Genomic DNA, 26,629 nt, shown 5'->3' with positions numbered 1-26,629 from the left:
GGCCAAAACAGCATCGGGGACTTCCTCCTTAGCCGCTGTGTGAGCTTATGCAACTGACTCGAAGCCTACCCATGGATGCTGCTCCCGTTGCGCCCGAGATCGCAGCGCCGTCCCGAGCGCTCTATTTCGCGCTGTTCGATGCGCCGGCCAGCGAGAGCGTGCGTGCTGACGCCGCGCAGTATCTCAACGCTCAGTTGGAGACCGCGGCGGCACTGCCCTGCGATCTACCGCCAGACCCGTCAGGGCTCGGCGAATGGCTCGAAGCGCATACCGCCAGCGTCGGCGGCCAATATCAAAGCTATCTCGATGCACGCCGCGCCGGTGCGCCGCGCCGCTATTTCTCCAGCAAGGCCCACGCGCTGCATTTTCTGCAAGGCGTAGCGCCGACCAAACTGGTCGACGGCGCCTGGCTCTATGGCCTGTTGCAGCGCTGGGACGACGCGCGCTTCACGGCATTGATCCAAACCTATCTCGAAGAACTCGGCGAGGGTCAACCGGAAAAGAATCACGTGGTGCTTTATCGCAAGCTGCTCGCCAGCCAGGGTTGCGACGACTGGCAGAATCTGGATGACGAGAACTTCATCCAGGGCGCGATCCAGTTGGCGTTGGCCGAACACGCCGAGCATTTCCTGCCCGAAGTGATCGGCTTCAATCTCGGTTACGAACAGTTGCCCCTGCATCTGCTGATCAGCTCGTACGAGCTCACCGAGCTGGGCATCGATCCCTACTATTTCACGCTGCATGTCACCGTCGACAACGCCGACAACGGCCATGCGAAGAAGGCCATACAGGGCCTGCTAGCGGCCTGGCCGCAGATCGGGGACAGCGAGAAGTTCTATCGTCGGGTCATTAACGGCTATCGCCTCAACGAGCTTGGCGCCAGCACGCTGTCGGTGATTGGAGGCTTCAACGCCGAGCAGGAAGTGCTGCGCGTGCTGGAAAAAAAAGCCGGTGTCGGGCAGTTCGTGCATTCGGACTACTGCCGCTTCGATGGTCGCACGGTGAATCAATGGCTGGCCGAGCCGGAACAGATTCCGCAGTTTCTCGATACCCTGCAGCGCCGCGGCTGGATCAAGCGCCACGAAGACCCGCAGCACAGCCGCTTCTGGCAGCTGATGGCGGGCGAACAAGGGCCGATGTTCGGCGTATTCAGCGCCCACGAGCAGCAGCTGATCCACGACTGGATTGCTGGCGACTGGCTGGCCGAGCAACCATCGACCCGCGGCAAGCCGCACCCCGCGTTGGCGCAGCGCCAGAGCCAATTCAGCGGTCGCCGACAGGTGGCTAACGAACGTCCGGCCAAGCCGGCATTGGTGCAGAACCGAAGCCAGATGGTCAGTGACTTCGATCAGGAAACGCAATTGCTAGAACAGCAATTGGCACAACTGCCGAATCGTGACGCTCGCATGCGTCACCTGTTGCCTTTGCTGTCTCCGACGCGCCACCACAGCGCCGCCGGCCTTTTGGCCACCAGGATCTTCACTGGACTCTTCAACTGAAACCGTTCAACTGAGGCGAATTCGCCAGGGAACCCCATGACGCTGGAAAATGCCCAGGACCGTGCGCTGCTGCACTTGGCTCAGGCGCTGCGCGAGCGCGGCTATCACTTCATCACCCCCACTCCGCTGACCCACGAGCGGGTCAATCAACGGATCGAAAACGCACTGGCCAAAGACCTGAGCGGCGTCTTCGGCTGGAGCCGGCCGTTCCAGCATGAGCTGTTGCCACCGGCGCTATTCAGTCTGATGGATCAGGCTGGCGTGCTGGCACCCAGCGATTCGCGATGGCGCAGCCGGGTACGGCTGTCGAGTCTGGATGGTCAGTTGTTCGTACATTCGGCTTACCCCACCGATGCGCCGGACGCGGTGTTCTTCGGTCCGGATACCTACCGTTTCGCCAACGCCATTCAGGCGCACCTGAATAATCATCAGGGCAATATCTCTCGTGCCGTGGATATTGGCTGCGGTTCCGGGGCCGGCGCCGTGCTCACGGCACTGGCTCGACCACAGGCTGAAGTGCTGGCGGTGGATATCAATCCATCCGCGCTGCGCCTGACCCGCATCAACGCGGCGCTGGCCGGTGCTGACAACCTGCGAGCCCAGCACAGCGACTTGCTCAAGGATGTCGATGGCGAATTCGATCTGATCCTGGCTAACCCGCCCTATCTGATCGACCCCAGCGAGCGCGCCTACCGCCACGGAGGCGGGCCGCTAGGGGCCGGGCTGTCGCTGGCGATCTTCGACAGTGCGCTGGAGCGCCTCGCCCCGTGCGGCACGCTGCTGCTCTATACAGGCGTGGCGATGGTCGACAATCGGGACCCCTTCCTGAAGGAAGTCAGCCAGCGCCTCGAAGGTCGTGGCCTGCAATGGCGCTACCGCGAAGTCGACCCGGACGTGTTCGGCGAAGAATTACTCGATGGCGCCTACACCGAATGCGACCGGATCGCCGCGGTGGTGCTGGAAGTGACCCGGCCGGCAAGGTGATCGACGCGACGCGTCAGTGGGAATTGTTGAGTTGCATCCATCCTATGAGTCGGCCGGCGCTCCGGGCAGCGCTCGGCTCAGACTGGCAGCAGCACTAGGCACACCGACAGCGTGATCAGCGAGCCCAGGGTCGAGTACAGCACCACCCGCGAAACCCGTGACGCCTCGCGACCATAGAATTCAGCGAGCATGTACGGGCCGGTACCGGTGGGTAGCGCACTCAGCAGCAACGCCGAATAGGCCCACAGCGCCGGCAGCTCGAACACCTCGAAAGCCAGATACCAAGTAATCAGCGGCTGCACCACCAGCTTCAACATCACCAGCGGCCAAACGCCGGTTGCCGTGCCGCCAGGCTGCGGCTGGGCCAGAAACAGTCCCAGCGACACCAATGCGCAGGGCGCCGCCGCCGCGCCCAGCAACTCGAGCAAGGTCGCCAGCGGCACCGGCAACACCAGCCCGCTCGCGGCCCAGACGCCACCCAGCAAAGGCGCCACCACCAGCGGGTTGCGCAGCAGCGCGCCGCTGACCTTACCCAGCGTACGAGTGAAGCCCTGTCCGGCGTGCAACCCGGTTTCCACGCAAGCCAAGGCGATGGCGAACAGCACACAGACAACGATGATCGACGCCACCATGGCCGGCTGCAGCGCTTCGTCACCGAGCACCAGCATGCACAGCGGAATCCCGACGTAGCCGGTATTGGCGTAGGACGCGCCCAGCGCATCGAGGCTGGCATCGACCAGCGGCTGCTTCTGCAACAGCCGATAAATCAGGGTGAAAGCGAATACGCCGAGGCAGCCCACCGTGAAGGCGACGATGAAGCCCGGCTGCCAAAGCTGTTCCCAGGTCGAGGTGGCGATCACGCTGAACAGCAGCGCGGGCAGCCCCAGCCAGACGACAAAGCGATTCAGTTCGGACGCTCCGTTCGGGCCCATGCGCCCCGTGCGGCGGCACAGAAAGCCAAGGAAAATCAGGGCAAAAACCGGCAGGACGACATTGACAACGGCAGACATGGTTTCTCAACGGCAGGCTTGCCGACAGCAGGCTGGCGGCGCGGGAACGGCGGTGCGGCCGGAATGAATGGCGGCAAACCTTAGCAGAAATGCTTCTTCGCGAGTTATCGGAGCGCTGTTCCTGCTGACGTTTCATTTGCCAGCAGGCTTTCAGCGATGCCAGCGCCAGAATCACATGACGAAGCGGTGTACCGGCACCGCCTCGCCCTTGAAGGGTTGCGGAAAACATGTTCTAGCCATGGATCATGGACACTCCTTGCGGCGGACATTTCCACCTTGAGCCCGCGCCCACTCAGTCCGGAACAGAGCATCGGCTGTTCGCGCCTTTAAATAGGCTGAGCCACCCCAACCGTGGCCTGCCTTCTTGGCCGCGCCGCAACGGCCATGATGATGGCCGCCATGACATACAGCGAGACGATGAAGAACAGGCTGTACCGGTTCTGCCCCGTGGAAGTGAGGATCCAGGTGCTGATGGATGGGGTCACCGCTGGCCCCAGATTTCCCAACGAGCTGATGAGCGCGATCCCGCCTGCCGCCGTTTCCTTCGATAGATATTCGCTGACGAAGGCGAAGAACAGTGGTGTGAGGGATGCGATGCCGATCGATGCGATGCAATAGAAGATCATCGACCACACAAGGTCGTCGTTGGCGAATCCCATGGCCACGAAGTTGACCGCGATCAGGCCCACGCAGAACACATAGTGCCCGCGCCGATCGTTCATGCGGTCGGAGCTCAGCCCGATGAGCACCATGCCGACGGCGCCGACGATGTTGGGCAGGGCTTTGAGCAGGCCGATATGGAACACATCCTTTACGCCCCAGCTCGCAATCATCGTGGGTGCCCAGAACAGCAGCGCATAGACCGCGCCGCTCATGAGGAAGTAGACCGCAGAGAGGATGTAAATCTTGGGATCGCTGAGAAGAGTGCGCAGGGCACTATGGCCGCTTGGAGTCGATGCGACGCGATCCCTTGCCAAGCGTTCGGTCAATATCCTCTTTTCCTGGTCCGTCAGCCACGATGCCGTGGCCGGGCCGTCGCTCAGCAGGAGGTAGGCAAGCACGCCGATCAGGATGCAGGGTGCGCCGTTGGCGATGAACATCCACTGCCAGCCGTGATAGCCCATGAGGCCCTGGCCAAACTTCATCAGCGCTCCATTGAGCGGCCCGATGAGGATCCCGGCAATGGCGGTCGCCGTCATGAAGGTGGCGATGACTCTCCCCCGCCGCGCAGGCGGATACCAGAACGTGAAGTAGAGGATCGCGCCAGGGAAGAAGCCGGCCTCGAACGCCCCCAGTAGGAAGCGCAGCACGTAGAACTGCCAGGGTGCCGTGACCCAGGCCATGGCCGTGGCGCAGGCGCCCCAGCACAGCATGATGCGCAGGATCGTCTTGCGCGCGCCGATCTTCTCCAGCACCAGGTTGCTGGGTACTTCGAAGAGGAAATAGCCGACGAAGAACAGGCCGGCGCCAAGGGCGAAGATATGATCACTGAAGTACAGGTCATTCTTCATCTGGAGCTGTGCGAATCCAACATTGATGCGATCGATGTAGGCGAAGCAGTAGGCGACCAGCAATAGCGGCAGGATATGCCAATTGATCTTTGAGAAGATTGCCTTTTCGGCATCGCTCTCGACGATCGCCTCACCCTTCGGCAGTGGAATCGCTGTCATTGATTATTCCTCTGGATTGCAACCGACCTTAGTTAGTTTTGTTCTTCGGATCGAGCTCACATGGCTAGCCAGGCTGCGTTCGGATATACCTTGCCGGTCCCGGTTTGCCCACTGCCTTTATTCCGGCACGTCACGCGCTAATGGCCTCCCTTAGTCGCTGAAGAACAAGCGCCTGCTGTCTGGGTCTTCCTCTAGGCCCGAGAAGTATTCCATCGTCGCGGATGCGTGCGCGCTTCGGTGTGTTGCCTGTCGGCAGGACGCCTCGGTCGGCCCAGTGCCAGCGCGCGTAGCGGGCCCCCTAATGCATGACCTCTAAGGGCGTCCCGGTTGATCACAACACCTGGTACCATCAGCTGAATGAACACGTCACTTCGCCCAGTCCCGTCACCTGAAAACACAGCCGGTCGCCACGGGCGATTTCGGCGATCGGCGCCAACGCCCCGGTCAGCAGCACATCACCAGCCCTCAGCGGCCTGCCGAGCGCGGTCAGTTTGCGCGCCAGCCACAGCGCCGTGCTCAAGCAGCCATGCAGCGAGAGGGCGATATCGGTCTGCACCGGCTCTCCATTCTTGTACAGGTCGGCGAGCAGTGTCTGCCCTTGCAGTTGCGCCAATGGAACCGTCTGGTTGCCTAGCACATAGAGTCCCGAAGACAGGTTGTCGGCAACCGCGTCGAGCATAGTCAGTTGCCAGCCATCGATGGCCGAGTCGTTGATTTCCAGCGCCGGTATCACCCCGGCAATGCTGGCCAGCAATTGCTCCTGACTGATTTCGCCAGCCGGCAGGTCGTGGGCCAGCAGCAGTGCCAGCTCAATCTCGACCTTGGGTTGCAGCAGACTTTCCCAGGCGATGGTTGCACCCGAGCGACAAGCCGTGTCGGCGTACAGCCAGCCATACAGCGGCTCCTCGACCTTGAGTGCCGCCCGCAGTGCAACAGAGGTCAGCCCGGCCTTCACGCCGCTCAAGCTGCGGCCCTCCGTCAGGGCGAGCTGCAGGCCTGCCGTCTGCACCTGATAGGCTTCGTCCAGGCTGGCCAGGGCGAAGGTTTCGCTGACCCGTGGCCCAGGCTGACGCTGACTACGCGCCACGGCCAGGCTGCTGGCCGCGGCTAGCAGGCGCGCGTCGCTGATGGTTTGCTTCATCGGCTTGGCACCTCGCCGACCACGGTGGTACGGAACATCTCGCGGCGCATGCCATGGTAGTCGGCTACTGGCATATGCCAGGTGCTGCGGTTGTCCCAGATCGCCAGGGTGCCCTGGCGCCAGCGCATGCGACAGGTAAAGGCCTCCGTGGTCGCCAGGTTGAACAGATAGTCGAGCAACGGCCGTGCCTCATCGGCGCGCAAGCCTTTGATTCCCGAGGTGTATGCCGGGTTGATGAACAACACCTTCTTGCCGGTTTCCCTGGATGCCGGATCACCAGCGGGTGGCTATGCATGTCCTGCGAGGTATCGCTGCCATAGTTGATTGTCATGTTCTCCAGCAGCGCGTTGTGGTTGGCGTTCGACCCATAGGCGCGCTCCGGGCTGTGTACCGCATCGAGGGTTTCCAGTAGCGCCTGCATGCCCGGCGAGAGCCATTCGTAGGCCAGCACCATGTTGGCGAAGCAGGTGTCACCGCCGTAGGGCGGAATGTCGTGGCCGTAGAGCAGAGTGAAGGCCGGTGGACGCTGCTGGAAGGTCCAGTCCGTATGCCAGGCACCGCCGAACACGAAGGGCGCCTCTTCGTTGGATTCCTTGACCACGTGCACCACGTGCGGGTGATCCTTCATGCAAGTCACATAGGGCTCGCGGCCGAACTCACCAAGGTGCTGGGTAACCCGCTCCAGGTCGCTGACGCTCAGGGCCTGGTCGCGAATGAAGATTACTTTGTGCGCGAGCAGCGCCTGGCGTAGCTCGGCGAAGCCATCGGTGTCCAGTCGAGTGAGATCGACATCTGCGGCGTCCGCGCCGATGGCCCCGGTCGTCGGGGTCACACGGAAATGGCGGTAGTCGGCTGCGCGATTGTGGCTGGGCAGGGTGTAGATGAACTCGCTCATGGCTAACACTCATGTGGAGATGGGTATCAGCAGGATGCGATGCGAGCGCCACGTTCATCTATGATCATGACTGCCAATAAATGACAGTTACTGCCAGCGGCTTTGCTGTTTGCGAACGCGGCTTGACGTGAGGAGAACACCTGATGGATTGGCGTCAAAGCCGCCCACTCACTGGCGTGCTCTACCTGCTGGAAACCGCCCAGGCGGAAGGCGTGGACGCCGCAACCTGCCTGATTGGCAGTGCTATCACCCGCGATGCAATGCACCAGCCGAATGCTCAGATCGAAGCCTGGCAGGAGCTAGCGGTGATCCGTAACCTGATCGAACATGCCGGACGGCAGGGCTTGGGCTTCACCGTAGGGCAGCGTTACCACCTGACTTCGCTGGGGCTGCTGGGCTTTACCATGCTGGCCAGCCGCACCCTCGGCGAAGCGTTCGCCACCTTCGGCCGTTTCCATTTGCTGGGGTTGACGCTCTGTCCACGACACATCGAGGCGGATCGGCGCGGCCTCTGGCTGCTGTTCGATGCCAGTGTTCTACCTCAGGATGCCCGTGCTTTCGTCATCGAGCGCGGCCTGTCGGCCTGCCTGGGCGTGGCTGCCGAGTTGCTGCAGCGACCGGTCGCTCCCTTGGTCGTAGAGATGACCTGTGACGCCCCAACCGATGTGACCCTGTTGCAGCGTGACTTTCCCTATCCAGTGCAATTTAACGCCGCGCGCAACGGCATTCTGTTTTCCCATGCCGATCTGCAGTCCAGCCTTCCACAAGCGCATATCGGCGCTCACAGCGAGGGAGAGCAGTTGTGCGAGCGGCTGTGTGTCGAGATTTCTCACAGTCTGGTCAAGCCTCCCACCGCGCGTCTGGTGCAGCAGGTGCTGATACGCGATTCGGTCAACCTGCTCAGCGGGCGCACAGTGGCCGAGCGGTTAGGCCTTTCTGAGCGCACGCTGTACCGCCGTCTAGCGACTGAGGGCCATGCCTTCCAACAGCTTAACGAGCAGATCAAACAACGCCTGGCCGAGCGCCTGCTGAGCAAGTCGCGCCTGGACCTCAACGACATTGCACAGCGCCTGGGTTATGCCGAGGCAGCCAGCTTTTCCCGGGCGTTCAGCCGCTGGACCGGCTGCTCGCCCCGTCATTGGCAACGCCGGAACTCACTATAGATCGGCCGCGGCTGAGATTTTTGAGTCCCCAAGCGACAATCGGCACACCGCGTGCCGTGCGTCAGCGCCCCACGGGCAGGAAACCTTGAACCCGTGGAACTCCGACGCTGCGATTTTGCAGCCATTCACCAAGCGTCAGTGCAACATGGCCGACGGACTATACCCATTAGGCTCAGCCCGCATGGCCGCAAACTCCGCCTCGACGCGCCCACGCATGGCATCAGGCGACTGCGAGAAGCCGCTGCGATCACTGTAATCCCACTCAATGACCTCCTCGCTTTCCGCCGCCAGCCCCTTGGCACACGACAGGTCAAGCGCAGTCACACCGGCCACGGCGCCTGCGGCAATCGCCGCATTCACCTGTTCGGTGCCCTTCTCGATGCTCATGCCGAGCCCGGCCAGATCCAACACATCGCCACCGATGCGGGCATAGATCCAGGGCTTGGGATCGTCGCTCAACAACAGGCCGAGGCCGGTGGCCACTTCCCGGGCTCCGCAGGCACGGATCAGCCCTTCGTTGCCGGGTACGCCCAGGAAACGCGCCAGCGTGCCTGGCATAGCCAATTGCGCAACGCCCAGGCCAATGCTGAACCAGCCAAGGCCTCGGGCCAGCTTGCGGGCCGAATGATTGGTACGGGTTACTCGATGTGGAACGCTCATGAATCAGTCCCTCCTCGGGGCGTGGAGAAGCCGCCCGCTTCCCTGCAGCAGGGAAGCAGAGCGAAGCCCTCAGGGCTTGAGAACGACCTTGATGCAGCCGTCGTGCTTGTCGCGGAAGGTCTTGTACATCTCCGGACCTTGCTCAAGGCTGACGCTGTGGGTGATGACGAAGGACGGATCGATCTGGCCTTCCTGGATGCGCTTGAGCAGGTCGTCGGTCCAGCGATTGACGTGGGTCTGGCCCATGCGGAAGGTCAGGCCCTTGTTCATGGCGGCGCCGAACGGGATCTTGTCGATCAGCCCGCCGTAGACGCCGGGGATGGAGATGATGCCTGCCGGACGGCAGACGTAGATCATCTCGCGCAGCACGTGCGGGCGATCGGTCTCCAGCATCAGCGCCTGTTTAGCGCGGTCATACATGGAGTCGATGGAGCGCGCCGCGTGCGCTTCCATGCCCACCGAGTCGATGCACTTTTCCGGGCCTTTGCCGCGAGTCAGTTCCTTGAGCCGTTCGAGCACGCTCTCTTCATCGAAATTGATAGTGATGGCGCCGCCGGCGCGGGCCATGGACAGCCGCTCGGGTACGTTGTCGATGCAGATCACCTGCTCGGCGCCCATCATGATCGCGCTACGAATGGCGAACTGGCCGACCGGCCCCGCGCCCCAAACGGCCACGGTGTCGGTGGGCTGAATGTCGCATTGCGCCGCGGCTTGCCAGCCGGTGGGCAGGATGTCACCGAGAAACAACACCTGCTCATCGGTCATGCCGTCGGGGACGACCACCGGGCCGACATCGGCGTAGGGCACGCGGACGTATTCGGCCTGGCCTCCGGCGTAACCACCAGTGAGGTGGGTGTAGCCGTAAAGCCCGGCGGTGGTGTGGCCGAAGACCTTGTCGGCCATGTCCTTGTTGCGATTGGTGCGCTCGCACACAGAGAAATTGCCGCGCCGGCACTGGTCGCATTCGCCGCAGACGATGGTGAAGGGCACCACCACGCGGTCGCCAACCTTGAGCTTCTTGTTGGCCGAGCCGACCTCCATCACCTCGCCCATGAACTCGTGGCCCATGATGTCGCCGTGCTTCATGCCAGGCATGAATCCGTCGTATAGATGCAGGTCGGAGCCACAAATGGCGCAGGAACTGACCTTGATGATGGCGTCGCGCGGGTCCTCGATGGTGGGGTCGGGGACGTGGTTGTCACAGCGGATATCGTGCTTGCCGTGCCAGCGTAGGGCTCTCATGAAAAATCTCCTGGTTCGGTGTTCGAAAACGCCGCCGTGGTGGTTCTTCCTGATTGATCGCCGCTTGGGGCGGCAGCTGCTCCTGACCCGACTGCCGCCATATGGCAGGGCGTGCGGCGTGCGTGCTAACAAATTTTTAGTAAGCGCCGCGCCGCCAGAGTTGCCTTAAATGTCGCAATGATGGCCAAAACACCGACGGGCTGTTGTTGTGGCTGCGGCTCAACCCTTGCCGGGACGGACACTGGCGTAGCCGTTGCGATAGCTCGAATAGTGCGGCGTCCAGCCCAGCGCCCGCGCACGGGCATTGCTGCAGCGCTTGCTGCCGGCCCGGCGCGTCATCGTCTGCTCCGCCCAGTGGGTTACCCCGAGTCGCTCGCGTAGCCAGTCGATGACTTCATGCAGCGGCGCCGGGTCGTCGTCGACGCCCAGATAGCAGTCCTGCAGATCACCTCCACGCAGATCGGTCTGTAGCAGACAGGCCAGCAGCGCGGCGGCGTCGTCGCGATGAATGCGATTGCTGTATTGCGGCGGTTCGCGATCGACACGCAAGCCCGCGCGGACCTGATTCTGCATCCACGGGCGGTCCGGGTCGTAAAGCCCGGCCATCCGCACCAGCGTAGTCGGGATGTCACTGCCAAGCGCCAGCCGCTCGGCTTCGAGCATTACCTGCCCGGTGTAGCCGGTGGGTTCAGTGGCAGACGTCTCGTCGATCCATTCACCCTGATTTTGCGCATAGACGCCGGTGCTGGAGAGGAAGATCAAACGCTTGGGACGCTGGCCGCGCTGTTGCAGCCAGCCGAGCGCATTGCGCAGCCCATCGACATAGGCGGCGCGGTAGCCCGGTTCGTCGTGCTGGCTGGCCGATGCGGCGTAAACCAGATAGTCCAGCGTGCCATTGGGCCAGCTGCGCGGAACCTGGACGGAAGCCAGATCGCCTTTGACCGGCAGGATCGGCACCGGCAGGCTCGCTGCCTGGCGGCGCAGGCCGTAGACCGTCCAGCCCGCTCTGCTCAGTTGCAGCCCAAGACGAATGCCAATATCACCGCAGCCGGCGATCATTACCGAAGGACGATTTGCCATGGTCGGTTACTCCTTAACCGTTGCGGACCACCCAGTCGGCCCGCCTTGCCTGAGTGTAACGCTGCCGTGGCTTGGCCGCTGATCAGCTTGCATGGAACGGCTACTGGCCAGTTGGTTCGAACACGAGCAAAGGCTATGCTAGCCGGCACTCTGATGGAAACTCGCTATGACACTGACTGAACTGCGCTATATCGTCACGCTCGCCCAGGAATCACACTTCGGCCGCGCCGCCGAACGTTGCCACGTCAGCCAGCCCACCCTCTCGGTGGGGGTGAAGAAGCTGGAGGACGAACTCGGCGTGCTGATTTTCGAGCGGACCAAGAGCGCGGTGCGGCTGACGCCGGTGGGCGAAGGCATCGTCACCCAGGCGCAGAAGGTTCTGGAGCAGGCGCAGAGCATCCGCGAACTGGCTCAGGCGGGCAAGAACCAGCTGGCCGCACCCCTCAAGGTCGGCGCCATCTATACCGTCGGCCCCTACATGTTTCCGCACCTGATCCCGCAGCTGCACCGCGTGGCGCCGGACATGCCGCTGTATATCGAGGAAAATTTCACTCACGTCTTGCGCGACAAACTGCGTACCGGTGAATTGGACGCCATCATCATCGCGCTGCCCTTCCAGGAAGCCGATGTACTGACACTGCCGCTCTACGACGAGCCGTTCTACGTGCTGATGCCGGCCAACCATTCATGGTCCAAGAAAGAAACCATCGACGCCGAAATGCTCAACGACAAGAGCCTGCTGCTGCTCGGCGAAGGCCATTGCTTCCGCGATCAGGTGCTCGAAGCCTGCCCGACCACCCGCAAGGGCGAGGCGCCGACCCACACCACGGTGGAATCCTCCTCACTGGAAACCATCCGTCATATGGTTGCCTCGGGGCTGGGTGTATCCATCCTGCCGCTGTCGGCGGTCGACAGCCATCACTACTCCGCCGGTGTGCTGGACATCCGTCCGCTGACGCCGCCGGTCCCGTTCCGCACCGTGGCGATCGCCTGGCGCGCCAGCTTTCCCCGCCCGAGGGCCATCGAGGTGCTGGCCGACTCCATCCGCCTGTGCTCGGTCGCTAAACCACCGGCCGCGAACGCCTGAACCCATGAGCGAGCTTGCGACCGTCCCGGTCACGGCGCTCAAGGGCGTCGGCGCGGCGCTGGCCGAAAAGCTCGCCAAAGTCGGCCTGGAAACCCTGCAGGACGTGCTCTTTCACCTGCCGCTGCGCTATCAGGATCGCACCCGCGTGGTGCCCATCGGTGCGCTGCGCCCCGGTCAGGACGCGGTGATCGAAGGTGTGGTGACCGGCGCCGACATCGTCATGGGCCGTCGGCGCAGCCTACTGGTGCGCCTACAGGACGGCAGCGGCACGCTGAGTCTGCGCTTCTATCATTTCAGTAACGCCCAGAAGGAAGCCATGAAGCGCGGCACTCAGCTGCGCTGCTATGGCGAAGCCCGTCCCGGCGCCTCGGGACTGGAAATCTACCACCCCGAATACCGTGCTTTGACCAGCGAGCCAGCGCCGGTCGAGCAGACGCTGACGCCCATCTACCCGACCACCGAAGGCCTGACTCAGCAGCGCCTGCGCAACCTCAGCGAACAAGCGCTGACCCGTCTCGGCCCGCACAGTCTGCCCGACTGGCTGCCCGAAGAGCTGTCGCGCGACTACCGATTGGCGAAGCTCGACGAGGCCATCCGCTACCTGCATCGACCGCCGCCGGATGCCGATCTGGAAGAGCTCGCCGAGGGCCGCCACTGGGCCCAGCATCGCCTGGCCTTCGAGGAACTGCTGACCCATCAGTTATCGCTGCAACGCCTGCGCGAAAGCGTGCGCGCGCAACAGGCACCGCAGCTGCCACCGGCACGAACCCTGCCGCAGCGCTATCTGAACAACCTCGGCTTCCAACCCACCGGCGCGCAGCAGCGCGTTGGTGCCGAGATCGCCTATGACCTGGCCCAGGACGAACCCATGCTGCGCCTGGTGCAGGGCGACGTCGGTGCCGGCAAGACGGTGGTCGCCGCGCTGGCCGCACTACAGGCGCTGGAAGCTGGCTATCAGGTGGCGCTGATGGCGCCCACCGAGATTCTTGCCGAGCAGCACTTCATCACCTTCTGCAAATGGCTCGACCCCCTGGGCATCGAGGTCGCCTGGCTGGCCGGCAAGCTCAAGGGCAAGGCCCGCGTTGCTGCATTGGAACAGATCGCCAGTGGCTGCCCGATGGTGGTCGGCACCCATGCGCTGTTCCAGGACGAGGTGCGCTTTCGCAAGCTAGCGCTGGTGATCATCGACGAGCAGCACCGCTTCGGCGTGCAGCAGCGCTTGGCGCTACGGCAGAAGGGCATCGACGGCCGGCTCTGCCCGCATCAGCTGATCATGACCGCCACGCCCATCCCGCGCACCCTGGCGATGAGCGCCTACGCCGACCTGGATACCTCGATCCTTGACGAACTGCCGCCGGGCCGCACGCCCGTCAACACCCTGGTGATCGCCGACAGCCGCCGTCTGGAAGTCATCGAACGGGTGCGCGCCGCCTGCAACGAGGGCCGCCAGGCGTATTGGGTCTGCACCCTGATCGAAGAATCGGAGGAACTCACCTGTCAGGCCGCCGAAACCACCTTCGAAGACCTATCAGCGGCGCTGGGCGGGCTCAACGTCGGGCTGATCCATGGCCGTATGAAGCCAGCGGAAAAGGCTGCGGTGATGCACGAATTCAAGGAGGGCCGGCTGCAACTGCTGGTCGCCACCACGGTAATCGAGGTCGGCGTCGACGTGCCCAACGCCAGCCTGATGATCATCGAGAACCCCGAGCGCCTGGGCCTCGCCCAGCTGCACCAGCTGCGGGGCCGAGTCGGGCGCGGCAGCGCCGCCAGCCATTGCGTGCTGCTCTATCATCCACCGCTGTCGCAGATCGGTCGTCAGCGGCTGGCGATCATGCGCGACACCAACGACGGTTTCGTCATTGCCGAACGGGACCTGGAGCTGCGCGGCCCCGGCGAAATGCTCGGCACCCGCCAGACCGGCCTGCTGCAATTCAAGGTCGCCGACCTGATGCGCGACGCCGATTTGTTACCCGCCGTGCGTGACGCCGCGCAGGCCCTGCTGGCGCGCTGGCCGCAGCACGTCAGCCCACTGCTTGAGCGCTGGTTGCGCCACGGCCAGCAATACGGGCAAGTCTGACGCTCGTCGGTAAACCCAAACCGCACTAAACCTAAGGCTATACTGCGCCGCATGGGAATAAGACGGATCACTTGCTCATGAACTCGGCTGTCGACACAACAACACAAATCTCGCTTCCGCCAATGATCATCCAGCTTCTCGACAAGCTGGCGTTGCCTTACCGCACCTGTGAGGACCGCTCCGATCTGGACCCGGCTCGGCGCGTGCAGGCCATATTGGTCGACGACGCCATCGGCGCGTTGCTGGTGCTCTACCCCCGCGATCATTTGCTCGATCTGCCGAGGCTGGTGGAGCTGACCGGGCGCCAATTGGTCGCGGTCAAACCCGAGCGGTTGACCCGCATGCTGTCCAAGCACGATCTGCAGGTATTGCCTGGCCTGCCGCCGCTGACCAGTTCGCCCTGCCTGTACGAGGAACGACTGCTGGAGCAGCCGGAGCTAATGATCGAGTCGGGACAGCCCGGGTTGCTCCTGGCGCTGTCAAGCGGCGACTTCAAGCAGCTGCTCAGCAAGGCCAGCGCAGGCCGGTTCGCCGTGCCGCTGAGCGAGATCCGTCTCAACCTCGACCGCCCCGAACAAGACAGCGCGGAAATCACCCAGGCGGTGCAAAGCTTCACAGCCCGGCGCATCCAAAAGCGTCTGGAAGAAACCATCGAAATTCCACCCTTGGCGCAAACGGCACAGAAGATCATCAAGCTGCGCGTCGATCCCGACGCCACGGTGGATGACATCACTGGCGTGGTCGAGACCGACCCGGCGCTGGCTGCACAAGTGGTCAGCTGGGCCGCCTCGCCGTACTACGCCGCGCCCGGCAAGATCCGTTCGGTGGAAGATGCCATCGTGCGGGTGCTCGGCTTCGATCTGGTAATCAATCTGGCGTTGGGTCTGGCGCTGGGCAAGACCCTGAGCCTGCCCAAGGATCAGCCGCAGCAGGCGACACCCTACTGGCAACAGGCGATTTACACCGCGGCGGTGATCGAAGGACTGAACCGCGCGATTCCCCGTGTCCAGCGTCCGGAGGCGGGTATCAGCTATCTGGCCGGGCTGCTGCATAACTTCGGCTATTTGGTGCTGGCGCATGTGTTTCCGCCGCATTTCTCGTTGATCTGCCGGCATCTGGAGGTCAATCCGCACCTGAGCCACAGCGTCATCGAAAAGCACCTTCTGGGTATCACCCACGAGCAGATCGGCGCCTGGTTGATGCGCTACTGGGGCATGCCGGACGAGCTGTCCACCGCACTGCGCTTCCAGCACGACCCGCTCTACCAGGGCGAACATGCCGCTCATGCCAATCTAGTCTGTCTGGCGATACGCCTGTTGCGCAATCGCGGTATCGGCTCCGGCGCCTACAGCGAAATTCCGCAAGAGCTGTTCGATCGCCTCGGCCTAAGCCGCGAGAAGGCCAACGATGTGGTGAACAAGGTGCTGGACGCCGAAGTCGCCTTGCGCGCCCTGGCGATGCAACTGCAACCGCCGCATTGATTGATCGATGAAAGGCAGCGCCGCTCATGGCGCTGCCCTGATGATGCAGCTCTAGCCGCCGGCGCGGAAACTTGCCCGCGCATCCACCAGCCCGTCGCCGACCTGGCTGATACTGACCTCCACCAGCCCCGCGCCTGCGGCCTGCAACTCATCGAACCAGCGCAGCAGGCTGGCGTAGGACGCGCCGGGCAAGGTCACTTGCAGGCTACCGTCATTACCGATGTCGAAGCTCTCGATGACCAGACCGCTCTGCTGTGCACTCTGGGTCACCAGCCCCTGCAGCTGTTCGGGCGCCAGCGAGACCGGGTTGCTGCGCGACATCTGCCGCGCCAGTTCGGTGTTCTGCTCCAGGTAGGCGTGCAATTCACGCTCCTGCTGAAAATAATCTCGGGCGTCGTGCACCCGCTGTTGCGCCGGTTGCCAGAGCAGCAGGTAGAACAGCACCGCCAGCAGAAAAGAGCCGAGCAGCGTCAGCGATAGGCGTTCGCGCGGTTGCAGGCGCTGCCAGCGCAACCACGTGGGCGACTCGGCCAGGCGCACCTGCATCTGTTGTTTCAGGTTCATCCCCGACCTCCTATCACCACGCGGGCACTGACGGCGTCGCCATCACGGCTGGCCGAGCCCAGCTGGACAGGCTCGCCGGTTTCACCCAGGCGCTGGCGCAACTGCTCCAACGCCGCAAAGTCGCTGGCGCGAACCTGCAGGGCCAGATCGCCGCGGGCCTGGTTGTAATCCAGCTGGCTGATCGACACTGGAACGCCCTCAGCCATGGCCAGCGCTACTTCGTTGAGCAGACGCATGAATTCGGCCGAGGTGCCGGAGCTCTGACCGATGTGTTCGTCGAACTGCGCACGCAGGTTGACGATGCGCTGATCCTCAGGAAACAGCTCGGTGTAAAGCGCTCGGCTGGCGTCGGCGTAACGATCGGCCTGGCGCTCCAGCGACCAGGCCTGCGCGAAGTTGAAGACCAGCTGCACCGCGAGCACCAGCGCGAGTACGATCAGCGCCGGCTTCCATTGCCCCAGCCCGCTGCCGGCGGTCTGCATGGCGAAGTCGCCCTGCGCCAGGTTCAGTGCGGCGGCACGGCCCGAAGCGAGGAAGCGGTAGGGATCGCCCAGGTGCTGATAATCATCGAGCGGCTCGGGTGCGTCAGCAAGGTTGCCATGCGCATGACGAGGTGCCGGGCATTGGGCGGCCAAATGCGGCCACTGGCTGCTTTCGAAAGCCAGCCTCGCCTCCGGCGCGCCGCCCAGTAGCGCACGCTCGCCGATGAATAGCAGCTGGGTATCGTCACGGGGCAGCAGATCGGCATCGACGTGAATGGCGACGATGGTCAGCCCCAGGGCCCGTAAATCTTCCAGCCAATCGGCCAGCAGCTGCCGACGAATCGCGATGACCCGCCGGCGGCCATCTTCCAGCGCGTCGCCGTGGGTCAGGTGCAGATCGTCGACGTTCTCAGCCAGCAGCTCTTCGACCGCATAGGCCAGCGCCTGACTGATCCAGCGTGCCTTGCGCGTCGGCAGATTGACCGCGAAATAGCTGCAGGCCTCGGCCGGCAGCACCAGCGTCACCGCGACCGGCGTCTGCTCGGCGCATTGGGCGAGTGGCATCCAGCCGCCTTCGCCGTCGCCCGGCAACCAGTAGACCTGGGTATCGGTGGCGAGCCGGGCACCGCAGTCGGCGGGCAGAAACAGGCAATCCATCAGCTATCGCTCTCCATCGTTGGTTTGACGAGGCAGTCGTGGCGGCTGCCCCAGGTTGCGCTGAAGGACGCGGACATCACCGTTTTCCTCGCGCCGCAGACGGCTCACCAGGGCCATCCGCCGATCGGCCAGCCGCACTTCGCTAGTGGCCTGGAAGTATTGACTCGCCACCGCCAGACGGATGCCCTCAAGTTGGACACCGCCAAGCGCCGGTTGCGCCGTGAAACTCGCAACATCGCGAAACCCGCCAGCCTGCCGCACCTGGACCAGCGCCTCGGCGGCACTCAGGCTAAGGCTGTCGGCGAGGCTCGACAGCACCATTGCGCTGGCGGTGTTGACGTTCAACGGGGTATCGGCCGGCAACGCGGTGACATAGGGCGCCAACCGCTGGAAGTCTTCGTCGCGCATGTCGAGCAGCAAGCGCAACTCGGACAAGTCCTCCATACGACTCCCGGCAGTGCGGTAGGGCGGGTCGAGCAGCAGATAGGCATTGTCCTCGGCGCCCAGCTCGCCGCTGGGTTGCTGGTCGCTATCGAGCCAGTCCAGCAGCCGTTCGGCATAGGGCTCGGTGATTTGCAGGCGCAGCAGTAGGCGGCGGAACTGCGCCAGCGCGGCCGCATTGTGTTGTTGCTCCTGCACCAGGCTGTTGAGGTTGAAACGTCCCGCCAGGTCCTCGATGCGGATCTGCACCTGGCCCTGGCCTTCGTCGAGGTCGTAAGCCGGCTGCGGCAACGCCCAGGGTTCGAGTAGGTGGTCGACGGACGGCTGCCCGGTGCCGTTGCCATTTTCGGTGCCATTATCGATTCCAGTGCCTGTGCCAGTCCCGGCGCTGGACGCGCGCAGATCGCGGCGCAATATCGACTGCGCGAGGGCTTCGCCACCCAACCCGTAGTGCCAGGCCTGGCGCGCCTGCGCCTGGTTGGCGGTGCCGCGAATCGACAGTTGCTGGCGGGCGATCATGCCGGCACAGACCACCGTGACGATGGCCACCACCAACAGCACGGTAATCAGCGCGACGCCGCGCTGGGCTTTCATTGCATCTCTCCTTCGGGGTCAGGTTCAGGAACCCCCTGGGAGTCCGGCTGGATGAATTGCGGCGCCGGCGTTGGGCCATCGGGCAGGCGCAGCAGCCGGGTGATGGTGCCGTAACGCATATGGTCGAACGAGACCTCCACCGCAACCGGCAAGCGTCGCGCCTGTTCTTCCGGATTGCCGCGGCCGAAGTCGAACGGTGGCCATTCCTCGTGCCAGCTGTTTTCAGCGTCGAGATAACGCAGGCGCAGCTCGGTGACATCGTCCAGCACCCGTTGCACACGCGGTTCGCTGTCCAGATCACGGTCGAGCACGGTCCAGTAGAGCCGTTCCAGGCTGTCACCACTGAGGCGCCAGCGAACCCGTTGCAGATTCGAGCGAAGCAGCCCGGTGGGATTGCGCCAACCGCTGCGGGTCAGTTCCAGGGCGGCGCCGCCCTCGAAACTCGACAGTTGACCGACCAGGGCATTCTGCTCGTCACCGTAGCCATCGCGCACCGGTCGCGGCACGGCCTGTATCAGATCCTGTTCGAGGCGCCAAACGGCGCGACCCAACTGGCGCAGCTGGGTTTCCTGAGCACGTACCACCTCATCGCTGCGCAACACGGCTTCGAGCATGCGATAGGTCGCCAACCCCAGCAGCGCGAACAGCGCGATGGCGATCAACAGTTCGAGCAGAGTGAAGCCCGCCACGGCACGACGCATCACTGATCGACTCCGACGAAGCCGGTCAGGCTGGTGACGGCGCGCCTCTCTATCGAACCGGTATTGCCGTGACGCGATTCGGCGGCCGCCACCCAGACGCGGATGCGCAACAGGCCGGGCGTTCCGCTGGTCTCCACTTCACTGAGGGTCTGCCACTGGCGGCCGCCGAATTCCAGCTGTCGATCTTCGCGACCGATGCTCGGGGCCGGTTGTTGCAGTTGCAGTTCGGTGAGGCGGTTATCGGCGATCCAGCCCGCCAGCGTCAGCGCTTCCAGCCGTCCGGCGTTGCTCACGCTGCGGCCGGCGGCGGTCAGTACCACTGCCGCGACGATGGCGAAGATCGCTAGTGCAACCAGTACTTCCAGCAGGGTGAACCCCCGCGCTCGCGGCAGGCCGTTGCTCATCGGCGCTCTTCCAGCGGTTCGGCGCGGGGCATGCGAAAGCCATCGCTGGACACGGTCCAGCCGGTACCGCCCGGTCTTTCGTCGGAGAAGGTCAGGGTGAAGGGCGAAAGCTCGCCGCTCGACAGGATCAACAACTGCGGCTGCACGCGCGGCGCGCGGCGGCGCTCACGATCCTCGTCATCGGACAGGCCGATAGGATCATCCTCACGCTTGACCGGTGCTACCAACTTTAGCGGCGAGCCTTCGAGTTCGAGTTCCAGACGCATCCACTCCGGCGCCCGGTGCGCCTGGCCGTCGCCGGCATCGAGCCAGCGTGCTTCGGCCTCGTCGTAGTGCATCACTCGGTAACCGTCGCGGCTGAACAACAGCCCGTACTCTCGGCTGTCGAGCACGGCCTCGTCTGCCATCAGGCCGATCAGCGTCGCCAGGCGTTGCGCTTCGTCGCGAATCTCGCGCGATGAGTTGGTACCGCCGATCGAGAGCACCGCCAGGCCCACCAGGCCGCCGAGGATGACGATCACTACCAGCAACTCGATCAGCGTAAAGCCGCCCTCCCGGCGCGCTCGATGCATGGATCAGAGGTCCCAGTTACCGATGTCCGCGTTCAGGTCGGAGCCGCCTTGCTTGCCGTCGGCCCCGTAGGAGTACAGGTCGAACTGGCCCTGGGTGCCCGGTGACAGATACTGGTAGTCGTTGCCCCAAGGATCCTTCGGCACACGCTTGAGGTAGCCGTCGCGGTTCCAGTTCTTGGGCTGCGGATTGCCGCCCGGCTTTTCCACCAGCGCATCGAGGCCCTGCTGGGTGCTGGGGTAGGAATAGTTGTCCAGCTTGTACATGTCGAGGGCGGCGCTGATCGCCTTAATATCGCCCTTGGCCACGGTCACCTTGGCCTGATCCGGACGGTTCATCACCTGTGGCACCACCAGCGCGGCGAGAATCCCGAGGATCACCACCACCACCATGATTTCGATGAGGGTAAAGCCCCTCTGCTTGCGTTCGTTCAACGTCATGCTCACTAGCCCACCAGTTGATTGAGAGAAAGGATCGGCAGCAGGATCGCCAGGACGATCACCAACACCACGGCCCCCATGAATACCAGCATGAAGGGTTCGAAAAGACCTACCAGCAACGAGATCTGCGCGGCCAGGTCGTTTTCCTGATTGCGCGCAGTGCGGGCGAGCATCTGATCGAGCTCACCGGATTTCTCGCCGCTGGCAATCATGTGCAGCATCATCGGCGGAAACTCGTTAGTCGCGTCCAGCGCGCGGGTCAGACTGCCGCCTTCACGCACGCGCTGCGCCGCCTCGATAACTTTGTCGCGGATGCGCAGGTTGGCGATGACCGCCGCAGCAATGCCCAACGCATCCACCAACGGCACGCCGCTGCGGGTGAGGATCGCCAAAGTCGAGGCGAAACGCGCGGTGTTGGTCGCCCGCGCCAGTCGCCCGACCAGAGGAATGCGCAGGATCACCGCGTGCCAGCGGCGCTTGATCTTCTCGTCGCGCAACGCCTGACGCATGCCGATCGCGGCCACGACGATCCCCACGAACATCAGCCAGCCCCAGCGCTGCACTGCCTCGCTCACGGCAATCAGTCCGGTAGTCAGCGCCGGTAGTTCCTGTCCGGTGTTGACGAAGACCTTGACCACATCGGGCACCACGTAACCCAGCAGCAACACTACGATAGCCAGCGAGGCCACCAGCAGGATCACTGGATACAACAGCGCCAGCTGAATCTTCTGCCGCGATTGCTGGCGCTGGTCGGTGTAGTCGGCCAGCTGATCGAGCACCAGCCCCAGATGCCCGGCATGCTCACCGGCCGCGACGGTGGCGCGGTACAGCTCGGGAAATGCCGAGGGGTACTCGCGCAGCGATCCCGCCAGGCTATGCCCTTCCATCACCCGCGCGCGGACCGCCAGCAACATCGATTTGATCTTCTGCGAAGTCGCCTGTGCCGCCGCCGCGCGCAGCGCCTCTTCGATAGGCAGTGCAGCCTGGACCAGGGTGGCGAGCTGGCGAGTCACCAAGGCCAGATCGCGGGCGGACAGACCGCGGCCGAAGGCGAACCCTCCGCCGCCGGTGTCTTCCTTGGCTTTGGCCTGCTTGACCTCCAGCGGCGACCATTGCTTCTCGCGCAACAGTTGCCGTGCCTGACGCGGGCTGTCCGCCTCGATCAGGCCTTTCTGCTCGCGGCCGCGCGGGTCGAGCGCCAGGTACTCGAAGGCGGCCATCAGACAAGATCTCCGGCAAGCCGGCTATCGGTTCCACATAAATCCGATCCGCTTGCATGCCTGTATGGCGCCTGCCGGTCAATGGCGTTCATCTCACTCCTCACGTGTCACGCGCAACACTTCTTCAATGGTGGTCACGCCTTCGCGCACCTTGCGCAGCCCGTCTTCGCGAATGCTCGGGCCCAGCCGACGCGCGTGACGAAGCATGTCCTGCTCGGCTAAGCGGGTGTGGATCATGCTGCGCAGGGTGTCATCGAACATCACCAGCTCGTAGATGCCGGTCCGTCCACGGTAGCCCAGCTGCCGGCAGACGTCGCAACCCTCGGCGTGATACAGCGTCGGCGCCTCGCTCGGGTCGATACCGAACAGTGCACATTCGGCTTCATCGGCGACATAGGCGCGTTTGCAGTCATTACACAGCACCCGCACGAGGCGCTGGGCCAGCACGCCGAGCAGCGACGAGGAAATCAGGAACGGTTCCACGCCCATGTCCACCAGGCGCGTCACCGCACCAATGGCGCTGTTGGTGTGCAGCGTGGAGAGCACCAGGTGACCGGTCAGCGACGCTTGCACCGCCATGTCCGCGGTTTCCTGGTCGCGAATCTCGCCGACCATCACCACGTCCGGGTCTTGGCGCAGAATGGCGCGCAGCCCACGAGCGAAGGTCATGTCGACCTTGGTGTTGACTTGGGTCTGGCCGATGCCTTCGAGGTTGTATTCGATCGGATCCTCGACGGTGAGGATGTTGCGCGTGCGGTCGTTGAGCGTGACCAGGCTGGCATAAAGCGTGGTGGTCTTACCCGAGCCGGTCGGACCGGTGACTAGGATGATGCCGTGCGGCTTCTGCACCGCCTGCTCCATCACCCGCCGGTCCCGGTCGCTCATGCCCAAATGGCGCAGCGTCAGCCGCCCAGCTTGCTTGTCGAGCAGACGCAGCACCACCCGCTCGCCGTTGGCCGACGGCAGGGTCGAGACGCGAATGTCCACTTCGCGACCACCGACGCGCAGGGAAATACGGCCGTCCTGGGGGATGCGCTTCTCGGCAATGTCGAGCCGCGCCATGACCTTGATCCGCGACACCAGCAATGCCGCCAACTCGCGCTTGGGCTGCACCACTTCACGGAGGATGCCGTCGATGCGGAAGCGGATTACCAAGCGTTTCTCGAAGGTTTCGACGTGGATATCCGAGGCGTTTTCCTTGATCGCCTCACCGAGAATGGCGTTGATCAGACGAATGATCGGCGCATCGTCTTCCTGTTCGAGCAGGTCCTCAGTTTCTTGAATCTGGTCGGCCAAGCTGTGCAGGTCCATCTCATCGCCCAACCCCTCGACCATCAGCATCGCAGCCGAAGAGTCGTGCTGGTAGGCGGCACCGAGCGCCTGATCGAACGCCTCTGGCGTCAGCCATTGCATCGGCAACGGCCCACCGGCCACGCGCTGAGCTTCCTGCAGCGCAGTCAACGGCGCCCCCTCGCGCACGCATAAACGCAGGCCTTCAGGACGATCCAGCAGGATCACACCATGGCGCCGAGCGAAGGCGAAGGGCAGACGCGCGGGGAGCAGATTACCTTCGGCGGACGGGGGCAACATAGAAAACTTCCTGATTGGAGCTTGGGTAAAGTCTAGAATTCTGCTGAAAAAATCGCATGCTGTCCGATTCTCGATACCAACTGTGACAACACACACAGTCCGGGATTCTCGCCGAGCGGGTAGGGGAACTTCTGTTTAACCTCGCGCCGCCTAGAACGGGGCGGCCATGCCTCCGTCGCCAACGGAATCAGCGGAGTCAGCAGTGTCGTCCCGAGCGTTCGATAGATACCCACCGACCAACAGATGGCCCGCTCTGCGCTGGGCAGCACCGGTGGCTATCGCACTGGCAGCCATCGCCAGCTTCACCTGGCAGGCTCTCGAATTAAGGGACTGGCTGACGCAACCCGCCTTCATTCCCGCTCCTGTCGCGATTCCCGAACGCCATTCTGTTGATATGAACCCGGCAATGGATCGCCTGTTCGGTGCAAAGAGCGAGTCTGCCCGCGCCAACGAACAACGTTTACGGCTGCGCGCCAGCTTCGTGCATTCCGACCCGAGCCGTTCCAGTGCTTTGATCATTGTGGACAACGATCGCCCTCGACGCCTCCTTCAGGGTGACGAAGTAATGCCCGGGATGAGGCTGTCGGCCATCCACCATGATCACGTGCAGCTGGCGCATGCCGGCCGGCTGGAAAGCGTATGGCTGCGGCGCGTCCCGGGAGAGCAACGGCCATGAGCCTGACCAGGCGAACGAACAAGGTGCTGCTGACGGGGCTGATCGCCGCCAGCTGCCTGGCATCCATCTGCATCCCGTCGCTGGTCATTGCGGCAAATCCGGCTGCCGAAAGCAGCGAGGAGCGCTGGACGATCAATATGCGGGACACGGACATCCGTGACTTCATCGAGCAGGTTTCCAGCATCGGCGGTCAGACCTTCGTCGTCGATCCGCGGGTCAAGGGCCAGGTCACGGTGATCGCTCAAGAGCCTCTGAGCCTGGCCGAGCTTTATCAGCTATTCCTCTCGGTGATGGCTACTCACGGTTTCGCTGTACTGCCACAGGGCGCGCAGACCGCCATCGTCCCCAACGTGGAGGCCAGGGCGGAAGCCGGCAGCGGCGGCAACCTGGAGACACGCGTGCTGCAGGTGCAGCATGGCTCGGTCGGCGAACTGGCGGCGCTGATCCGCCCGTTGGTGGCCGGTTATGGGCATCTTGCCGCTGTGCCTTCGGCCAATAGCCTGATCGTCAGCGACCGGCCGGCCAACATCGCCCGCATCGAAGACGTCCTGCGTCAGCTCGATAGCCGCCAGCAGCGCGATTACAGCATCTATGAGCTGCGCCATATCTGGGTGCGCGATGCCGCACAGGTGCTTGGCGAGTCGTTGAAACACGGACAGACCGACGCCACCCAAGTGATCGCCGACCACCGCGCCAACCGGCTCATCCTGCTGGGCCCACCACAAGCCCGGGCCAGGTTGCTACAACTGGTCCAGTCCCTCGACACACCGAGCTCGCGCTCGTCCAACACGCGGGTGATCCGCCTGCGTTACGGCGATGCCAAGAACCTCGCCACCACGCTCGGCGAACTGGCCGAAAGCATGGTCGAGCCGGATGCCAGCGGCAACACCCGACCGCGCCAGGTCATGATCCGCGCCGACGAAAGCCTCAATGCCCTGGTGATCCTCGCCGAGCCGGACATGCTCGGCGCACTGGAGGACCTGGTACGCCAGCTGGACGTCCCGCGCGCCCAGGTTCTGGTGGAGGCGGCGATCATCGAGATGTCCGGAGATGTCAGTGAAGCCCTGGGCGTGCAGTGGGCCATCGACGGGCGAAACGGCGGCCTCGGCGGCGTAAACTTCAGCAATACCGGGCTATCCATCGGTACCCTGCTCGGCGCCCTCGGCTCGGAAGATCCGAGTCGGCTGGCCGGCGCGCTGCCCAACGGCGCCATCGTGGGCGTGGGCAACGACAACTTCGGCGCCTTGATCACGGCGCTGTCGGCCACCGGCAAAAGCAACCTGCTATCCACCCCGACGCTGCTGACCCTGGACAACCAGCCGGCGGAGATCCTGGTCGGCCAGAACGTACCCTTTCAGACCGGCTCCTATACCACCACCAGCGACGGCGCCAGCAACCCCTTCACCACCATCGAGCGCGAGGATATTGGCGTCTCGCTGAAAATCACCCCGCACATCAACGATGGCTCGACCCTGCGCCTGGAGATCGAGCAGGAAATTTCGACCCTGGTAAACGCCCCCACCGGCATCCAGGTGGCGGATGTGATCACCAACAAGCGCTCCATAAAGAGCACCATCCTCGCCGACGACGGCCAGGTGATCGTGCTGGGCGGTCTGATCCAGGACGACGTCACCCAGAGCATGAGCAAAGTGCCGCTGCTGGGGGACATTCCTCTGCTGGGCCGGCTGTTCCGCTCCAGTCGCGATAGCCGGGTCAAGCGCAACCTGATGGTCTTCCTGCGCCCAAGCGTCACCCGCGATGGCGCCGGGTTGAGCAGCCTCAGCCTGGGTAAATACCAGGAGATGCACGGCCTCAGCCGGAGCGAAGCCTTCAGTGGCAGTTCGCTGCCAGATGATCCGCGCAGGCTCTTCGACCGAAGCGGCACGCAGCCAGAGCTGGACTTGCGCGCCCAGCCAGCACCGGATGAAGCCCCTCGGGCGCTTGCGATACCACCACAACCGGCATTGCAACTGGCGCCACCCACGCCGGCAATCATCGACATCAAGCCCGCAGAAACACACCAGAGCCACACTATTCAGCTGGTCGCTGGCAGCAATTCCGAGCGGATGCGAGCGTTGGTCGAACGCCATCCCGAACAGCCACTGCGGTTGCTCCAAGGCCAGAGGCAGGGCGGACCATGGTATTCGCTGACCTATGGCGATTACCCAAGCAAAGAACTTGCGCGTCAGGCACTTGACACTATTCCGCCAGAACTGCCGAAAAACGGCGCTTTCATCGTCTCACGCAGTCAAGATGGCAGCTAAGTAGCGGAAAAGTCTGAGAATTTTGCGAAGAGCGTCC

The 26,629-nt window shown here is 63.6% G+C and carries 24 protein-coding genes and 1 pseudogene; 8 read left to right on the top strand and 17 right to left on the bottom strand.

The features are described from left to right. Positions 1-47: 47 nt before the first annotated feature. Both E0D86_RS07150 and E0D86_RS07145 read left to right on the top strand, forming a co-directional pair. Positions 48-1,499 carry an iron-containing redox enzyme family protein gene (locus tag E0D86_RS07150; protein WP_131649323.1) on the top strand — a complete coding sequence of 484 codons (1,452 nt, stop codon included), beginning with the start codon at positions 48-50 and terminating at the stop codon, positions 1,497-1,499. 36 nt (positions 1,500-1,535) lie between these two features. After that, on the top strand, positions 1,536-2,483 hold the full coding sequence (locus tag E0D86_RS07145) for a class I SAM-dependent methyltransferase (protein ID WP_131649322.1): 948 nt from the start codon (positions 1,536-1,538) through the stop codon (positions 2,481-2,483). A 77-nt stretch (positions 2,484-2,560) separates the two neighbouring features. On the opposite strand, the gene E0D86_RS07140 is transcribed toward E0D86_RS07145, so the two are convergent. The 5 genes and pseudogenes from E0D86_RS07140 to E0D86_RS21860 form a co-directional block, all read right to left on the bottom strand. After that, positions 2,561-3,493 (bottom strand): AEC family transporter, encoded by a 933-nt coding sequence (locus E0D86_RS07140; protein ID WP_131649321.1) that lies wholly within the window; start codon positions 3,491-3,493, stop codon positions 2,561-2,563. 326 nt (positions 3,494-3,819) lie between these two features. Next, positions 3,820-5,067 (bottom strand): MFS transporter, encoded by a 1,248-nt coding sequence (locus E0D86_RS07135; RefSeq protein ID WP_371924048.1) that lies wholly within the window; start codon positions 5,065-5,067, stop codon positions 3,820-3,822. 445 nt (positions 5,068-5,512) lie between these two features. After that, complete coding sequence (locus E0D86_RS07130) at positions 5,513-6,304, bottom strand: 2-keto-4-pentenoate hydratase (protein ID WP_131649319.1); 792 nt, start codon at positions 6,302-6,304, stop codon at positions 5,513-5,515. Beyond that, a complete protein-coding gene (locus E0D86_RS21865) occupies positions 6,301-6,549 on the bottom strand; it encodes a TauD/TfdA dioxygenase family protein (RefSeq protein WP_371924047.1) in 249 nt (82 codons plus the stop codon). The genes E0D86_RS07130 and E0D86_RS21865 overlap by 4 nt, the downstream gene beginning before the upstream one ends. Before the next feature lie 77 nt (positions 6,550-6,626). After that, positions 6,627-7,199 (bottom strand): annotated as a pseudogene (locus tag E0D86_RS21860) (TauD/TfdA dioxygenase family protein); the annotation flags it as partial. Between the two features lie 143 nt (positions 7,200-7,342). Here E0D86_RS21860 and E0D86_RS07120 point away from each other — a divergent pair. Beyond that, positions 7,343-8,362, top strand: a complete 1,020-nt coding sequence (locus tag E0D86_RS07120; protein ID WP_131649318.1) for an AraC family transcriptional regulator — start codon at positions 7,343-7,345, stop codon at positions 8,360-8,362. 135 nt (positions 8,363-8,497) lie between these two features. Here E0D86_RS07120 and E0D86_RS07115 read toward each other — a convergent pair whose 3' ends face one another. From E0D86_RS07115 to E0D86_RS07105, 3 genes are all read right to left on the bottom strand, one after another. Further along, complete coding sequence (locus E0D86_RS07115) at positions 8,498-9,022, bottom strand: transcriptional regulator (RefSeq protein WP_131649317.1); 525 nt, start codon at positions 9,020-9,022, stop codon at positions 8,498-8,500. Between the two features lie 69 nt (positions 9,023-9,091). Beyond that, entirely contained in the window at positions 9,092-10,264 is a 1,173-nt protein-coding gene (locus E0D86_RS07110) for a zinc-dependent alcohol dehydrogenase (RefSeq protein ID WP_131649316.1), read from the bottom strand. A gap of 219 nt (positions 10,265-10,483) precedes the next feature. After that, positions 10,484-11,344: an NAD(P)H-binding protein gene (locus E0D86_RS07105; RefSeq protein ID WP_131649315.1), complete on the bottom strand. Its 861-nt coding sequence runs from the start codon at positions 11,342-11,344 to the stop codon at positions 10,484-10,486. A 166-nt stretch (positions 11,345-11,510) separates the two neighbouring features. On the opposite strand from E0D86_RS07105, the gene E0D86_RS07100 reads away from it, so the two are divergent. The 3 genes from E0D86_RS07100 to E0D86_RS07090 all read left to right on the top strand — a co-directional run bounded on the left by E0D86_RS07100 (position 11,511) and on the right by E0D86_RS07090 (position 15,989). Beyond that, positions 11,511-12,431, top strand: a complete 921-nt coding sequence (locus E0D86_RS07100) for a hydrogen peroxide-inducible genes activator (protein ID WP_131649314.1) — start codon at positions 11,511-11,513, stop codon at positions 12,429-12,431. Positions 12,432-12,435: 4 nt separating this feature from the next. After that, complete coding sequence (gene recG / locus E0D86_RS07095; protein ID WP_131649313.1) at positions 12,436-14,508, top strand: ATP-dependent DNA helicase RecG; 2,073 nt, start codon at positions 12,436-12,438, stop codon at positions 14,506-14,508. 77 nt (positions 14,509-14,585) lie between these two features. Further along, positions 14,586-15,989, top strand: coding sequence for an aminoacyl-tRNA deacylase and HDOD domain-containing protein (locus E0D86_RS07090; protein WP_131649312.1), 1,404 nt, complete (start codon positions 14,586-14,588; stop codon positions 15,987-15,989). A gap of 51 nt (positions 15,990-16,040) precedes the next feature. Here the strand turns inward: E0D86_RS07090 and E0D86_RS07085 are convergent, their stop codons facing one another. The 9 genes from E0D86_RS07085 to gspE form a co-directional block, all read right to left on the bottom strand. Further along, positions 16,041-16,553 (bottom strand): type II secretion system protein M, encoded by a 513-nt coding sequence (locus E0D86_RS07085; protein ID WP_131649311.1) that lies wholly within the window; start codon positions 16,551-16,553, stop codon positions 16,041-16,043. Next, the gene (gspL, locus tag E0D86_RS07080) at positions 16,550-17,692 is read right to left on the bottom strand and encodes a type II secretion system protein GspL (RefSeq protein ID WP_131649310.1); all 1,143 of its coding nucleotides are present in this window, start codon (positions 17,690-17,692) and stop codon (positions 16,550-16,552) included. Before gspL ends, E0D86_RS07085 begins: the two co-directional genes overlap by 4 nt. A gap of 3 nt (positions 17,693-17,695) precedes the next feature. Beyond that, positions 17,696-18,727, bottom strand: a complete 1,032-nt coding sequence (gene gspK / locus E0D86_RS07075; RefSeq protein WP_131649309.1) for a type II secretion system minor pseudopilin GspK — start codon at positions 18,725-18,727, stop codon at positions 17,696-17,698. Next, on the bottom strand, positions 18,724-19,428 hold the full coding sequence (gene gspJ, locus E0D86_RS07070; protein ID WP_131650011.1) for a type II secretion system minor pseudopilin GspJ: 705 nt from the start codon (positions 19,426-19,428) through the stop codon (positions 18,724-18,726). Before gspJ ends, gspK begins: the two co-directional genes overlap by 4 nt. Continuing rightward, entirely contained in the window at positions 19,428-19,832 is a 405-nt protein-coding gene (gene gspI / locus E0D86_RS07065) for a type II secretion system minor pseudopilin GspI (RefSeq protein ID WP_131649308.1), read from the bottom strand. Before gspI ends, gspJ begins: the two co-directional genes overlap by 1 nt. After that, positions 19,829-20,404: a type II secretion system minor pseudopilin GspH gene (gene gspH, locus E0D86_RS07060; protein WP_131649307.1), complete on the bottom strand. Its 576-nt coding sequence runs from the start codon at positions 20,402-20,404 to the stop codon at positions 19,829-19,831. The genes gspI and gspH overlap by 4 nt, the downstream gene beginning before the upstream one ends. 3 nt (positions 20,405-20,407) lie before the next feature. Next, complete coding sequence (gspG, locus tag E0D86_RS07055; RefSeq protein ID WP_131649306.1) at positions 20,408-20,842, bottom strand: type II secretion system major pseudopilin GspG; 435 nt, start codon at positions 20,840-20,842, stop codon at positions 20,408-20,410. A 5-nt stretch (positions 20,843-20,847) separates the two neighbouring features. Next, entirely contained in the window at positions 20,848-22,062 is a 1,215-nt protein-coding gene (gene xcpS, locus E0D86_RS07050) for a GspF family T2SS innner membrane protein variant XcpS (RefSeq protein ID WP_131649305.1), read from the bottom strand. Positions 22,063-22,155: 93 nt separating this feature from the next. Further along, entirely contained in the window at positions 22,156-23,652 is a 1,497-nt protein-coding gene (gene gspE, locus E0D86_RS07045; RefSeq protein ID WP_131649304.1) for a type II secretion system ATPase GspE, read from the bottom strand. 271 nt (positions 23,653-23,923) lie between these two features. Here gspE and E0D86_RS07040 point away from each other — a divergent pair, with 271 nt between their 5' ends. Together E0D86_RS07040 and gspD are read left to right on the top strand one after the other, a co-directional pair. Next, on the top strand, positions 23,924-24,328 hold the full coding sequence (locus tag E0D86_RS07040; RefSeq protein ID WP_165914213.1) for a type II secretion system protein N: 405 nt from the start codon (positions 23,924-23,926) through the stop codon (positions 24,326-24,328). After that, the gene (gspD, locus tag E0D86_RS07035; RefSeq protein ID WP_131649302.1) at positions 24,325-26,592 is read left to right on the top strand and encodes a type II secretion system secretin GspD; all 2,268 of its coding nucleotides are present in this window, start codon (positions 24,325-24,327) and stop codon (positions 26,590-26,592) included. Before E0D86_RS07040 ends, gspD begins: the two co-directional genes overlap by 4 nt. Positions 26,593-26,629 lie beyond the last annotated feature (37 nt).

Origin of the sequence: Pseudomonas sp. IC_126, assembly GCF_004331835.1 — a bacterium.
Taxonomy (GTDB): Bacteria; Pseudomonadota; Gammaproteobacteria; order Pseudomonadales; family Pseudomonadaceae; genus Stutzerimonas.
The sequence above is the reverse complement of the archived record's forward strand: the minus strand, read 5'-3'. Positions and strand labels throughout refer to the sequence as shown.